This is a genomic window from Mycobacterium sp. 852002-51961_SCH5331710 (assembly GCF_001665535.1).
Classification (GTDB): domain Bacteria; phylum Actinomycetota; class Actinomycetes; order Mycobacteriales; family Mycobacteriaceae; genus Mycobacterium.
The window spans coordinates 1-12,377 of the sequence record NZ_LZSQ01000126.1; the positions used below are offsets into that span (position 1 = coordinate 1).

The window sequence follows — 12,377 nt, forward strand, 5'->3', positions numbered from 1 at the left end:
CGCAGCAACGAGCAGAGCCAGCGCGCAGCCCGCGGCGACGGCTACGCCCGCGGTGTCCTCGGCGGCGACCCGCAGTGTCGAGCGACGCGGCAGAAGGTAGACGAGCACGGCCGCCCACCAACCGAACACCAGCGCGCCCACCCATGCCGAAGCCTTGGCGATCACCACGGACCTGGCCACCGCGATGGGGTTGAGCCGGCCGGATCCCACGCCGATCTCGCCGTCGTTGATCTTGGCGCGGACGTGGAACGCCCACCCCGCTTCAGCGATCGCGACACCCAGCAGCGATACGCCCGTCCACGTCGTGATCGGCGGGAACCATCTGTACAGCACGAGAACGAGCAAATAGCCCACCACCGCGGTGAGCACGGCCGCGGCCACGAGGTCGCGCGTCCTGGTCGGTCCCATCAGCGCAACACCAACTCGGTGCGGTGGACGCCGTCGCGTTCTGCGGGCTCGAGGTCCGCGAGCAGCGCGTCGACCCGCCGGGTGTCCCCGCCGACCGGCAGTACCGCGTCCGGCTCGACGGCCAGCCACGGCACCAGCACGAACGCGCGCTGATGCGCCCGCGGATGCGGCAGGGTCATGTCCGGGTCATGCGAGATCAGGTCGCGGCCGCAGTCGCGGCAGGTGACGATGTCGACGTCCAGCGTGCGCGGGCCCCACCGCTGAGCACGCACCCGCTCGGCGGCTCGCTCGAACTCGTGGGCCCGCCGCAGCCAACCGTGCGCGTCGAGTCCGGGATCGTCCGCGACGAGAACCGCGTTGAGGAACGCCCCCTGCTCGACGCCGCCCCACGGCGCGGTCTCGTAGACCGGCGACGCCGCATGCAGCGCCGCGCCGAGACCGTCGACGACCACGCGCAGCATGGCCAGCCGGTCGCCGAGGTTCGACCCGATGGACAGGACCGCGGTCGTCAAGGGCTGCCCCGCCCGCGTCGTGAACGCCGCGCCACCACCCCGACGTCGGAGAAGGCCAGCGGGATCGGCGCCGACGGTTTGTGCACGACGACCTCGACGGCGTGCACGCGCTCGTCGGCCATCACATCGTCGGCGATCTCACCGGCCACCGTCTCGATCAGGTCCCGTGGCGGGCCCGCGACGATATCGGCCGCCCGTTGCGCCAGCGCACCGTAGTCCAGCGTGTCGGCGAGGTCGTCACTCGCCGCCGCTGCCGCGAGATCGATCCACACCGTGATGTCGACGATGAAGTCCTGACCGTCGCGACGCTCGTGTTCGTAGACACCGTGATGCCCTCGAACCTTCAAGCCGCGCAGCTCGATTCGATCAGTCATGCGTCCAGGCCTCCAACACCTTGAGCGCGTCGACCGAGGCGCGCACGTCGTGCACCCGTACACCCCATGCGCCGTGCATGCCGGCCAACACCGAGATCACCGCCGTCGCGGTCTCCCTTCCGTCCGGCGGCCGCGGTTGTCCGTCGGCGTCGGCGAGCAGCGTCCCGAGAAAACGTTTGCGCGACGCCCCGACCAACACCGGGATGCCCGTGGCGACGAACTCGGGAAGCGCCCGAAGCAGAGCCCAGTTGTGCTCGCCCGTCTTGGCGAAGCCCAGCCCGGGATCGATGACGAGCATGCTGGCGTCGACGCCGGCAGCCACGGCGGCGTCCACGCTCACGAGCAGCTCGCTGCGGACCTCCTCGACGACGTTGCGGTACGCGGGCACCGCGTGGGGCTTGTCGGCGCCGACCGACCGCCAATGCATCAGCACCCAGGGCACTTTCGCGTCGGCGAGCAACGGCGCCATGTCCGGGTCGGCGCGCCCGCCGGAGACGTCGTTGACGATCTGGGCGCCGTTCTCCAGCGCCGCCCGCGCGACCTCGGCGTGCATGGTGTCGATGCTGACCGTGATGCCCTGGGCGGCAAGCTCTCTGATGACGGGACACACCCGCGAACTCTCGATCTGCGGGTCGATGCGGGTCGCGCCGGGGCGGGTGGACTCACCGCCGACGTCGACGATCGCGGCGCCCTCGGCGGCCAATTCGAGTCCGTGCTCAACGGCGCGGTCGTGCTCGAGGAAGAGCCCTCCGTCGGAGAAGGAGTCGTCGGTGACGTTCACGACCCCCATGACGCGCACCCGTGTCGAGTTCACTTGCGCAGGATCAGGTCCAGCGCCTCGGCCCTCGATGCCGCGTCGACCTTGAACTGCCCGCGCACGGCCGACGTGGTCGTCACCGCGCCGGGCTTTCGTACCCCGCGCATCGCCATGCACAGGTGCTCGGCCTCGACCACGACGATGACCCCCCGAGGATCGAGTTTGCGCATCATCGCGTCGGCGATCTGCCCGGTGAGCCGCTCCTGCACCTGCGGTCGCTTGGCGTAGAGGTCGACCAGCCTCGCGATCTTGGACAGCCCGGTGACGCGGCCGTCCTGGCCGGGGATGTAACCGACGTGCGCGACGCCGTGAAACGAGACGAGGTGATGTTCGCAGGTCGAGTACATCGGGATCTGCTTGACCAGCACCAGCTCGTCGTGCTGCTCGTCAAAGGTGGTGTCCAGCACCGAATCCGGGTCGATGTAGAGCCCCGCGAACAACTCCTTGTAGGCGCGCGCCACCCGCGCCGGGGTCGACTCAAGGCCGTGCCGGTCGGGGTCCTCGCCCACCGCGAGCAGGAGTTCGCGGACCGCCGCCTCAGCGCGTTGCTGGTCGAAGGTCGCAGGGGTGAAGGTGACAGAGTTGTGCTGCGACTGCGCCAATGGAGCCTCCTGTGAGCCCGGCCGGCCTGTCAGCCGTTGCGCCGGCTGTTGTCCTGACCCTGGTCCTCGTTCGGTGGGGGCGGCGCGCCCTGCTGCGGCGGCCCCTGCTGTGGGTACGGCTGATACTGCGGATAGGGCGCGGGCTGTTGCCACCCCTGGTGTGGCGGCGGATACCAGTAACCCTGCGGCTGCTGGACCGGCTGCTGCTGCTGATGCTGCGGGGGCGGTGGCCAGCCCGGAGCGTGCCATCCGGCGGGGGCGCCGTAGTCCGGTTGCGTCGGTGCGGCACCCGACGATCCGTTGCCGCTGCCGTTCGTGCCGTTGGCGCCGCTCTCGGCCAGCTTGGCCTCGGCGGCCTTGGTGGCCGCCGCGATCGCGGCCTTGAACGCGGGCTCGGGCACCGGCTTCGGCCATTCCTCGCCGCGCTCTATCGCCAGCTCGCCGGGCGTCTTGATCGGCGGTTTGTCGGACGGTACGCGACCGCCGAAGTCGTCGAACATGGTCAGCCGCGGCCGCTTCTTCACGTCGCCGAAGATCTCCTCGAGCTCGCGGCGGTGCAGCGTCTCCTTCTCCAGCAGCTCGCCTGCGAGGGTGTCGAGCACGTCGCGGTACTCGGTCAGGATCTCCCACGCCTCGGTGTGGGCTGCTTCGATGAGCTTGCGGATCTCGTCGTCGATGTCGCGGGCGACCTCGTGGCTGTAATCGGCCTGGGTGCCCATGGTGCGGCCGAGGAACGGGTCGCCGTGCTCGGTGCCGTAGCGCACCGCGCCGAGCTTGGAGCTCATGCCGTACTCGGTGACCATCGCCCGCGCGATCTTGGTGGCCTGCTCGATGTCGGAGACTGCGCCGGTGGTCGGCTCGCGGAACACCAGCTCCTCGGCCGCGCGTCCGCCCATCGCGAACACCAGCCGCGCGATCATCTCCGAGCGGGTCATCAGGCCCTTGTCGTCCTCGGGGACGGCCATCGCGTGGCCGCCGGTGCGGCCGCGGGCCAGGATCGTCACCTTGTAGATCGGATCGATGTCCGGCATCGCCCACGCCGCGAGCGTGTGACCGCCCTCGTGGTAGGCGGTGATCTTCTTCTCGTGCTCGCTGATGATGCGGCTCTTGCGGCGCGGCCCGCCGACGACGCGGTCGACGGCCTCTTCCAGGGCCGGGCCGGTGATCACGGTGCCGTTCTCGCGGGCGGTCAGCAGCGCGGCCTCGTTGATGACGTTGGCCAGGTCGGCTCCGGACATGCCGACCGTGCGCTTGGCCAGGCCGTCGAGGTCGGCGTCGGGAGCGATCGGCTTGCCCGCCGAGTGCACCTTGAGCACGGCGCGGCGGCCGGCCAGATCGGGGTTGGAGACCGGGATCTGGCGGTCGAAGCGGCCGGGACGCAGCAACGCCGGGTCGAGGATGTCGGGCCGGTTGGTCGCGGCGATCAGGATGACGCCCTGGCGGTCGCCGAAGCCGTCCATCTCGACGAGCAGCTGGTTGAGCGTCTGCTCGCGTTCGTCGTGGCCCCCGCCGAGGCCGGCGCCGCGTTGACGGCCGACGGCGTCGATCTCGTCGACGAAGATGATGCACGGGCTGTTCTGCTTGGCCTGCTCGAACAGGTCGCGCACGCGGGAGGCGCCGACGCCGACGAACATCTCGACGAAGTCGGAGCCCGAGATCGTGAAGAACGGCACCCCGGCCTCGCCGGCGACGGCGCGCGCCAGCAGCGTCTTACCGGTGCCGGGCGGGCCGAACAGCAGCACGCCCTTGGGGATCTTGGCGCCGAGCGCCTGGTACCGCGAGGGGTTCTGCAGGAAATCCTTGATCTCGTATAGCTCTTCGACGGCCTCGTCGACTCCGGCGACGTCGGCGAAGGTGGTCTTCGGCATGTCCTTGGTCAGCTGCTTGGCCCGCGACTTGCCGAAGCCGAAGCCCATCCGGCCGCCGGTCTGCATGCGCGAGAACATCACGAACAGGCCGACCAGCAGCAACAGCGGCAGCAGGTAGATCAGCAGCGAACCGAGCATGCTGCCCTGGTTGACCACGGTGTTCGTGGTCGCACCCTTGGCCTGCAGCGAGTCGAACAGCGTGGCGCCGTACCCGGTCGGGTACTTCGTGATGATCTTGTCGCTGTTCTCGGTGTCGCTGTTGCCGTTCTTGAGCTCGAGGCGCAGCTGCTGTTCGCGGTCGTCGATCTGCGCGCTCTTGACGTTGTCGTCCTTGATCTGCGCGATCGCCACCGAAGTGTCGACCGGTTTGTAGCCGCGGGTGTCATCGCTGAAGTAGTAGAAGGACCAACCCAGCAACAGCACGACCGCGATCACGGTCAGCGTGCGGATGACGTTTTTCCGATTCATCAACTATCCGTCGTCGTTCGGCCGCGTGGCCGGCCGTTGTTCCCGGCCGTCCGCGACCACATCTGCCATTGGCGCCGCATCCAACATGCTCACAGTTGGAATAGTTCAGGCTACCGCTAGACCAACGAACCAAGGTTCCCGACGGTTCTCCGCCGAGCGCACGTCATCCGGCGATTCGTGTTCACAACGGCACTGTCGGCGTCGAAGATGAGGGCGTGCTGACCTCCTCCGAGCGGTTCATCGACACCGACGGAGTCCGTCTGCGGGTCCTGGAGGCCGGCGAACCCGGTGCGCCCCTGGTGGTGCTGGCCCACGGCTTCCCCGAACTCGGGTTCTCCTGGCGCCATCAGATGCCGGCGCTGGCCGAGGCCGGCTACCACGTGCTGGCGCCTGACCAGCGCGGATACGGCCGCTCGTCGGCTCCGGACGATGTCGACGCCTACACCGTCGTCGAGTTGAGCGCCGACATTGTCGGACTCATCGACGACGCGGGCGCGGACCGCGCGGTCATCGTCGGCCACGACTTCGGCGGCGTGGTGGCCTGGGCAGCCCCCCTGTTGCATCCGGACAGGTTCGCGGGTGTCGCCGGCGTGTGCACGCCGCCGGTGCCGCGGTCCCGTGTGCCCACGACGCAGGCGTTCCGACGCATCTTCGGCGACAACTTCTTCTACATCCTCTACTTCCAGCAGGTGGGTCCGGCCGACGCCGAGCTCAACCGAGACCCCGCCACGTCGATCCGCAAGCTGCTCGCGTCGACGGCCTCGTCGAAGGGCGGACTCGTCGGCGACCGGATGACCGCGCAGGGACCGGCCGGGCTCCTGTCCCGTATCCCCGATCCCGACGGCCTGCCCGACTGGATCAGCGAGGGCGAACTCGACCACTACGTCGAGGAGTTCACCCGCACGGGCTTCACTCCCGCGCTCAACTGGTACCGGTGCTTCGACCGCAACTGGGAACTGACGGCGAACACCCCGGCGACGACCATCGGCGTACCCGCGTTGTTCATCGGCGCCACCGAGGATCCGACCCAGGCCTTCGCCCGACGGGACCGCGCCCGCGAGGTGGTCGCCGGCGACTACCGCGAGGTGATGATCGACGGCGGGCACTGGCTGCCTCAGGAACGGCCCGCCGAGGTCAACGCCGCGCTGCTGGAGTTCCTGACCCGATTGGAGTGGTGAATGCGCGCCGCCGTACTGCGCGACGGGCGGATGGTGGTCCGCGACGACGTCCCCGAACCCGTCCCGCAGGAGGGGCAGGTGCTGGTCTCGGTCAACGCCTGCGGCATCTGCGGCTCGGACCTGCATTTCGCCAAGCACGGCGCCGAGATGGTGCGGCTCACCCGCGAGATCACCGGGATGCCGGTGCAGGGCGGGTTGCCCGTCGACGTCGGCGACGACGTGTTCATGGGCCACGAGTTCAGCGCGGAGGTCCTCGAGGCCGGCCCCGGCACCGACGCGCCACCGCCGGGAACGCTCGTGACTTCGTTGCCGGTCTTGTTGTCGCCCAAGGGTTTCGAGCCGATCATGTCCAGCAACACGGTGCTGGGCGGCTACGCCGAGCGGATGCTGCTGTCGGTGCCCTTGCTGCTGAGGGTGCCCGAGGGCGTCGACCCCCGCCACGCCGCGCTCACCGAACCGATGGCCGTCGGGCTGCACGCGGTCAACAAGTCCGGCATCGCGCCCGGCGAGTCCGCCCTGGTGATCGGCTGTGGCCCGATCGGTATCGCGATCATCGCCGCGCTGCGACTGAAGGGCGTCGAAGACGTTGCGGCGGCGGACTTTTCGGTGCGACGCCGTGAACTCGCCGCGACGATGGGCGCCCACGTGACGCTGGACCCTGCGCAGGGCTCGCCCTTCGACAGAACGACGCCCGCGGTGGTCTTCGAGGCCGTCGGAGTGCCCGGCATCATCAACGACGCGATGCGGCGGGCGCCGCTGGGCAGCCGCCTGGTGGTGGCCGGGGTCTGCATGCAGCCCGACACCGTCATGCCGCTGTTCGGTATCGCCAAGGAGATCAGCGTGCAGTTCGTCAACTCCTATGACCACAACGAATTCGCGGAGTCGTTGCGCGCCATCGCCGACGGGCTCATCGACGTCTCACCGCTGATCACCGGTGAGGTGGGCCTCGACGGCGTGGCCGCCGCGTTCGACGAACTCGCCGACCCCGACGCGCACTGCAAGATCGTGGTGACGCCCTGACGGTAGGGTGCCAGCCATGCCAATCGCTGCCCGGGCGAAGACGCCCTCCCGAATCCTCGCGGCCGCGGCGGTGGGCCTCATCGCGCTCCTGTCGGGTTGTGACGCGAAGGCCGCCCCCGCCCTGACCAACAACGACGACGGCGCAGCGCGTCAGGTCACGGTCGTCGGCTCCGGCGAGGTGCTCGGCACCCCCGACATGCTGACCATCGAAGCGGCGATGGAGGTCGTCTCCGCCGACGCCGCAGGCGCACTCAACCAGACGAGCCAGTTGCAGCGCGGTGTCATCGATGCACTCGTCGACTCGGGCGTCGACCGCAAGGACATCAACACCTCCCAGGTGAGCGTGCAGCCGCAGTACGCAGGCAGCGACAGCTCGACCGTCAACGGCTACCGGGCGACGAACACGATCGACATCAAGGTGCGCGAGCTGAACACGGCGCCGCAGGTGTTCGGGATCATCGCCAGCCGGGGCGGCAACGCCACCCGGATCAACAACGTCACGCTCGCCATCGAGGACGACTCGCAGTTGGTGCGCGAGGCGCGCGCCCGCGCCTTCAACGACGCCAAGAGCCGCGCCGAACAGTACGCGCTGCTGGCCGAACTCGACCTCGGCAAGGTGATCTCGATATCCGAGGTGCCGGCGTCCAACCCGCCGACGCCCTATCCCAGCCCGCGCGGCCCCGCCGCGGAGATGGCAGCGGTGCCTTTCGAGCCGGGCCAGCAGGCCGTCGGCTTCAACGTGACCGTGGTCTACGAGCTGACCTAGCGTGTCGGGCTAGCCCGCATCCGTTGATTTGCCGGCTCAGCCGGCGGGAGCGATGTCGACGGGAATCCCGTTGAGCACCGCGGTACCCGACAGCGGGTCGAGGTGGTTTCCGTCGTTGAGCTGGTTGACGTTAACGCCGGGAGCGCCGGCGGCGACCCGCTGGCCCGTGCCGTCGCGGTCGTGGCCCCAGCCGTGCGGCAGCGACACCACGCCCCGTCGCATGTCGGGGGTGATCTCGATGGGCGCGAGCAGCTCGCCGCCGGGACCCTTGACGACCGCCGTGTCGGTCAGGCCGAGCTCGGCCGCGTCGTCGGGGTGGATCCGCAGCGTGCACTGGTTCGACCCGCCCGAGAGCGCTGGCAGGTTGTGCATCCAGCTGTTGTTGGACCGCAGGTGCCGTCGCCCGATGAGCACGAACCCGTCGGGGCGCGTCCCGAGCGCATCGCGCAGCCGTGCGACATCGGCGGTCAACTGAGGCGGCGCGAGCTCGATCCGGCCCGACGGCGTCCGCAGCACCTCGCCCAGGCGCGGCTGCAGCGGCCCGAGGTCTATGCCGTGTGGGACGGCCTTGAGCTTGGCCAGCGTGAGGCCGTCCGGCTTGGCGCCGAACGCATCGCCATAGGCGCCGAGCCGCAGCATCATGTCCAGGCGCCGCTCATAACCCGGTCCCGGCGGCAGCATCGCGGTCAGCTCGTCGACGGATCGCCCAGCGACCGGCGAGTCCGGGTCGGCGGTCTCCTTGGCCAGCGTCGCGGCGATCACCTGGTCATCGACCAGCATCGGGTCGGCGTCGGGGCCGAGGCCGTAGAGGATCAGCGCGATGCGCGAGAGGATCTCGGCCTCGTCCGGCCGATCGGCGGGCGGGAGCGCGGGCGGTGAGTACCGCGCGTTGTTGCGCACCGCGAGTGCGTTGAGCGCGATGTCGAAGTGCGCGCTGCGCGACGGCGGAGGAGGCGGCAGGATCACGTCGGCATGCCGACTGGTCTCGTTCAGATACGGGTCGACGCTGCACATGAACGCGACGCTCTCGAGTGCCTTGTCGAGGCGTTCGCCGTCGGGCGCCGAGAGCACCGGATTGCCCGCGATCGTGATCACCGCCTTGATCTGTCCGTCGCCGGGCGTGTCGATCTCCTCCGCGAACGCCGCGGCCGGAAACTCCGACAGCACTTCGGGATAGCCCGAGACGCGGCTGTGCCAGCGGCCGGTGAGAAAGCCGCGGCCCGGCTTGGGCGGACGCGGTGCGGGGGCGATCGGCGAGAGCGGGAACATCGCGCCGCCCGGCCGGTCCAGGTTGCCGGTGAGGACGTTGACCACGTCGACCAGCCAGCTGCCCAACGTGCCGAACTCCACGGTGGACGTGCCGATGCGGCCGTACACCGCGGCCGACGGCGCAGCGGCCAGTTCCCGGGCGAGCGTGCGGATGTCGTCCGCGGGCACCCCGCAAAACGCGGCGACGGTCCCCGGCGAGAAGTCGGCGGCGAGCGCACGCACCTCGTCGACACCATCGACGTGCCCGTCGAGCTGCTCGAGGTCGGCGAGGTCCTCGTCGAACAGCACGTGGACGATCGCGAAGAGCAGCGCGGCGTCGGTGCCCGGCCGAGGGGCCAGATGTCGGTCGGCGATCTCGGCGGTGCGGGTGCGGGCGGGGTCGATGACCACGAGCCGGCCGCCGCGCTTACGCAGCGCGCGCAGCTTGCCGGGGAAGTCGGCCGCGGTCGCCAGGCTGCCGTTGGAGACAAGGGGATTGGCGCCGATCACCACGAGGTAGTCGGTGCGGTCGAGATCGGGGACGGTAAACGCGACCGGGCTGCCGAACATCAGGCCCAGCGAGACGTGCTTGGGCATTTGGTCCAGCGTGCTGGCCGAATACACCTGCCGGGTGCCGAGCGCCTTCACGACAAGCGGCGTGTACAGCCCGCCCGCGACGGTGTGGGCGTTCGGGTTGCCCAGGTAGACGCCGACGGACGCACCGCCGTGCTCGGCGATGACACCGCCGAGGCCCTCGGCGAGGGCGGCGAACGCTTCCTCCCAGCTCGTCTCGGTCAGCACGCCGTCGCGCCGCACCATCGGCCGAGCCAACCGGTCGGGGTCGTTATCGAGTTCGGCGAAGCTGGCGCCCTTCGGGCAGATGAAGCCGTGGCTGAACACGTCGTCGCGGTCACCGCGAGCGCCGGTGACGCGGCCGTCGTCGATGGTCAGGACCAGGCCGCAGGTGGCCTCACACAGGGGACAGATGCGAAGGGCTGTTTCGCGCATGCCCCTCATCTTGCGCCGTTCAGTGCTGCTCGTACACCTTCGGATCCAAGGTGCCGATGTAGTTGAGGTCGCGGTAGCGCTCGGCGTAATCCAGGCCGTACCCGACGACGAACTCGTTGGGGATGTCGAATCCGACGTGGGCGATGTCGACATCGGCGCGCACCGCGTCGGGTTTGCGGAGCAGCGCACACACCCGCAGCGAGCGGGGATGGCGGGTCGCGAGGTTGCGCAGCAGCCACGACAGCGTGAGCCCGGAGTCGACGATGTCCTCGACGATCAGCACGTCGCGGCCGTTGATGTCGCGGTCGAGGTCCTTGAGGATCCGGACGACGCCGGACGACGACGTCGACGAACCGTACGAGCTGACCGCCATGAACTCCAGCTGTGTCGGCAGCGGGATCGCGCGGGCCAGGTCCGTGACGAAGAAGACCGCGCCCTTGAGCACGGTCACCAGCAGGAGATCTTGGCCGTTCTCGGCAACGGCGTCGCGGTACTCCTCCGCGATGCGGGCGCCGAGTTCGGCGATCTTGGCCTGGATCTCGTCGGACGACAGCAGCACCGACTTGATGTCGCCGGTGTACAGCTCGGCGGATGGCTCAGGCACGGGCACAGTTTTTCATGGTTCGAACCGGCTCCGTGTGCAGGGTCAGCATGCCGTCCCGGCGGCCCGCGATCAGCCGGCGCTCGCGCAGGGGTGACCCGACCGCCACACCGCCCTGGCCCCGCCACGCCGTGACGAGGGCATCGACGGCGCGGATCTGCTTGTCGGTCAGCCCGGCGGCGCCGCCGTCGAGCAGCCAGCGGCGAATCACCCGCAGCCGCAGTGCTTCTGGAAGCTGCAGCACCTGCGCGCCGTCGAGTGCGTCGTCGCTGCGCACCTCGCTCAGGGCGCGGTCGGCCAGCTCGTCGAGGGTGTCGGTGTCGGCGCGCAGCGCACCTGCGGTGCGGGCCAGCGCCTCGGCGACCCCACCGCCGAGAACGTCCTCGAGCAGCGGCAGGACCTCTTCACGGAGTCGAACCCGGGTGAACCTGCGGTCGAAGTTGTGCGGGTCCTGCCACGGAGGGAGGCCGAGCTCGGCGCAGGCGGCGCGCGTCACCGCCCGCCGGACACCGAGCAGCGGCCGGCCCCACGGTGGGTCCCAGGGCCGCATACCCGCGATCGACCGGGGCCCGGACCCGCGGCCCAGCCCCAACAACACCGTCTCGGCCTGGTCGTCCAGCGTGTGCCCCAGCAGCACCGGCCTGCCGTCTCGCGCCCCGTCCAGCGCGCGGTAGCGCGCGGTGCGCGCGGCGGCCTCGGGCCCGCCCTGCGTCCCGATGTCAACGGTGATTGCCTGTGCTGCAACACATCCCAGCGACAGCGCCTGCTGTCGCGCGGTTTGCGTCACGGTGGCGGAGTCGGGCTGCAGTCGGTGGTCGACGATGAGCGCGGTGGTCGGTTTGATCCTCGCTGCAATCGCCGTCAGCGCCAGCGAATCCGCGCCTCCGGACAGCGCGACGCACCAGCGGTCGCCGACGTCGAAGTCGCGGTCGAACGCCGCGACGGCCGCTCGGAGTGCGGCTACAGCACCCTGTCGATCCATCGTTGCGGCTCGTCGATTTCGGTTGGTAGGGGCAGCGTTTCGGTGTTCGTCCACACCGCGTTGAACCGGCTCATCCCCACGGTGGACACGACGTGGTCGACGAATGCCTTGCCGCGGGTGTACTGGCTGAGCTTGGCGTCGATGCCGAGAAGCATCCGCACCACGCGTTGCAGCGGCGACTGTTTGCGTTGCCGCCGCTCGTCGAACCGCTTGCGGATCGTCGCCACGGACGGCACCACAGCCGGGCCGACGGCGTCCATCACGTGGTCCGCGTGACCTTCCAGCAGCGTGCCGAGCACCAGCAGTTGGTCGAGGGCCTCGCGTTGGGGTTCGGACTGCACCGCACGCAACAGCCCGATCATGCCGTTCGAGTTGGCATCGGCGACAACGCCGTTCGTCTCGCTCCGGCGGCTGCGCACGAACTCGGCGAGCCGGGACACCATTTCGGTGATGTCGTCGGAGCCTTCTTCGGTGAGCACGCCGAGGGCACGCGACATGTGGTCGGCCAGCCATGGGTTCGCGCGG

13 protein-coding genes are annotated in these 12,377 nt (G+C 69.8%); 3 read left to right on the plus strand and 10 right to left on the minus strand.

The window, feature by feature from the left end:
- From A5752_RS25035 to ftsH, 6 genes are all read right to left on the minus strand, one after another.
- The coding region (locus A5752_RS25035) for a DUF3180 domain-containing protein (RefSeq protein ID WP_067091740.1) at positions 1–408 on the minus strand (408 nt) is incomplete at its 3' end.
- Positions 408–920 carry a 2-amino-4-hydroxy-6-hydroxymethyldihydropteridine diphosphokinase gene (folK, locus tag A5752_RS25040; protein ID WP_067091719.1) on the minus strand — a complete coding sequence of 171 codons (513 nt, stop codon included), beginning with the start codon at positions 918–920 and terminating at the stop codon, positions 408–410. The genes A5752_RS25035 and folK, both read right to left, overlap by 1 nt.
- Positions 917–1,294, minus strand: a complete 378-nt coding sequence (folB, locus tag A5752_RS25045; protein WP_067091721.1) for a dihydroneopterin aldolase — start codon at positions 1,292–1,294, stop codon at positions 917–919. Before folB ends, folK begins: the two co-directional genes overlap by 4 nt.
- Positions 1,287–2,084: a dihydropteroate synthase gene (folP, locus tag A5752_RS25050; RefSeq protein ID WP_067091742.1), complete on the minus strand. Its 798-nt coding sequence runs from the start codon at positions 2,082–2,084 to the stop codon at positions 1,287–1,289. Before folP ends, folB begins: the two co-directional genes overlap by 8 nt.
- A gap of 20 nt (positions 2,085–2,104) precedes the next feature.
- Positions 2,105–2,713 carry a GTP cyclohydrolase I FolE gene (folE, locus tag A5752_RS25055; protein WP_067091723.1) on the minus strand — a complete coding sequence of 203 codons (609 nt, stop codon included), beginning with the start codon at positions 2,711–2,713 and terminating at the stop codon, positions 2,105–2,107.
- A gap of 29 nt (positions 2,714–2,742) precedes the next feature.
- On the minus strand, positions 2,743–5,049 hold the full coding sequence (gene ftsH, locus A5752_RS25060; protein WP_067091725.1) for an ATP-dependent zinc metalloprotease FtsH: 2,307 nt from the start codon (positions 5,047–5,049) through the stop codon (positions 2,743–2,745).
- 215 nt (positions 5,050–5,264) lie between these two features.
- Here ftsH and A5752_RS25065 point away from each other — a divergent pair, with 215 nt between their 5' ends.
- The 3 genes from A5752_RS25065 to A5752_RS25075 are packed head-to-tail and all read left to right on the plus strand — an operon-like array spanning position 5,265 to position 8,013.
- Complete coding sequence (locus A5752_RS25065; protein ID WP_067091728.1) at positions 5,265–6,227, plus strand: alpha/beta fold hydrolase; 963 nt, start codon at positions 5,265–5,267, stop codon at positions 6,225–6,227.
- On the plus strand, positions 6,228–7,247 hold the full coding sequence (locus A5752_RS25070) for a zinc-binding dehydrogenase (protein WP_067091730.1): 1,020 nt from the start codon (positions 6,228–6,230) through the stop codon (positions 7,245–7,247).
- 16 nt (positions 7,248–7,263) lie between these two features.
- On the plus strand, positions 7,264–8,013 hold the full coding sequence (locus tag A5752_RS25075; protein ID WP_067091732.1) for an SIMPL domain-containing protein: 750 nt from the start codon (positions 7,264–7,266) through the stop codon (positions 8,011–8,013).
- Positions 8,014–8,049: 36 nt separating this feature from the next.
- Here the strand turns inward: A5752_RS25075 and A5752_RS25080 are convergent, their stop codons facing one another.
- The 4 genes from A5752_RS25080 to A5752_RS25095 form a co-directional block, all read right to left on the minus strand.
- A complete protein-coding gene (locus A5752_RS25080; protein ID WP_067091734.1) occupies positions 8,050–10,269 on the minus strand; it encodes a molybdopterin-dependent oxidoreductase in 2,220 nt (739 codons plus the stop codon).
- A gap of 19 nt (positions 10,270–10,288) precedes the next feature.
- Positions 10,289–10,879 carry a hypoxanthine phosphoribosyltransferase gene (gene hpt, locus A5752_RS25085; protein WP_067091736.1) on the minus strand — a complete coding sequence of 197 codons (591 nt, stop codon included), beginning with the start codon at positions 10,877–10,879 and terminating at the stop codon, positions 10,289–10,291.
- Positions 10,866–11,852 carry a tRNA lysidine(34) synthetase TilS gene (gene tilS, locus A5752_RS25090; protein ID WP_067091738.1) on the minus strand — a complete coding sequence of 329 codons (987 nt, stop codon included), beginning with the start codon at positions 11,850–11,852 and terminating at the stop codon, positions 10,866–10,868. The genes hpt and tilS overlap by 14 nt, the downstream gene beginning before the upstream one ends.
- On the minus strand, positions 11,831–12,377 hold a 547-nt coding region (locus A5752_RS25095; protein ID WP_197500729.1), incomplete at its 5' end, for an Rv3626c family coenzyme F420 biosynthesis-associated protein. The genes tilS and A5752_RS25095, both read right to left, overlap by 22 nt.

What these genes read in the sequence shown, in the direction of transcription:
- folB (WP_067091721.1), bottom strand. Translation starts at nt 1,294, where the DNA reads ATGACTGATCGAATCGAGCTGCGCGGCTTGAAGGTTCGAGGGCATCAC.
- folP (WP_067091742.1), bottom strand. Translation starts at nt 2,084, where the DNA reads ATGGGGGTCGTGAACGTCACCGACGACTCCTTCTCCGACGGAGGGCTC.
- ftsH (WP_067091725.1), bottom strand. Translation starts at nt 5,049, where the DNA reads ATGAATCGGAAAAACGTCATCCGCACGCTGACCGTGATCGCGGTCGTG.
- A5752_RS25070 (WP_067091730.1), top strand. Translation starts at nt 6,228, where the DNA reads ATGCGCGCCGCCGTACTGCGCGACGGGCGGATGGTGGTCCGCGACGAC.
- A5752_RS25075 (WP_067091732.1), top strand. Translation starts at nt 7,264, where the DNA reads ATGCCAATCGCTGCCCGGGCGAAGACGCCCTCCCGAATCCTCGCGGCC.
- A5752_RS25080 (WP_067091734.1), bottom strand. Translation starts at nt 10,269, where the DNA reads ATGCGCGAAACAGCCCTTCGCATCTGTCCCCTGTGTGAGGCCACCTGC.
- tilS (WP_067091738.1), bottom strand. Translation starts at nt 11,852, where the DNA reads ATGGATCGACAGGGTGCTGTAGCCGCACTCCGAGCGGCCGTCGCGGCG.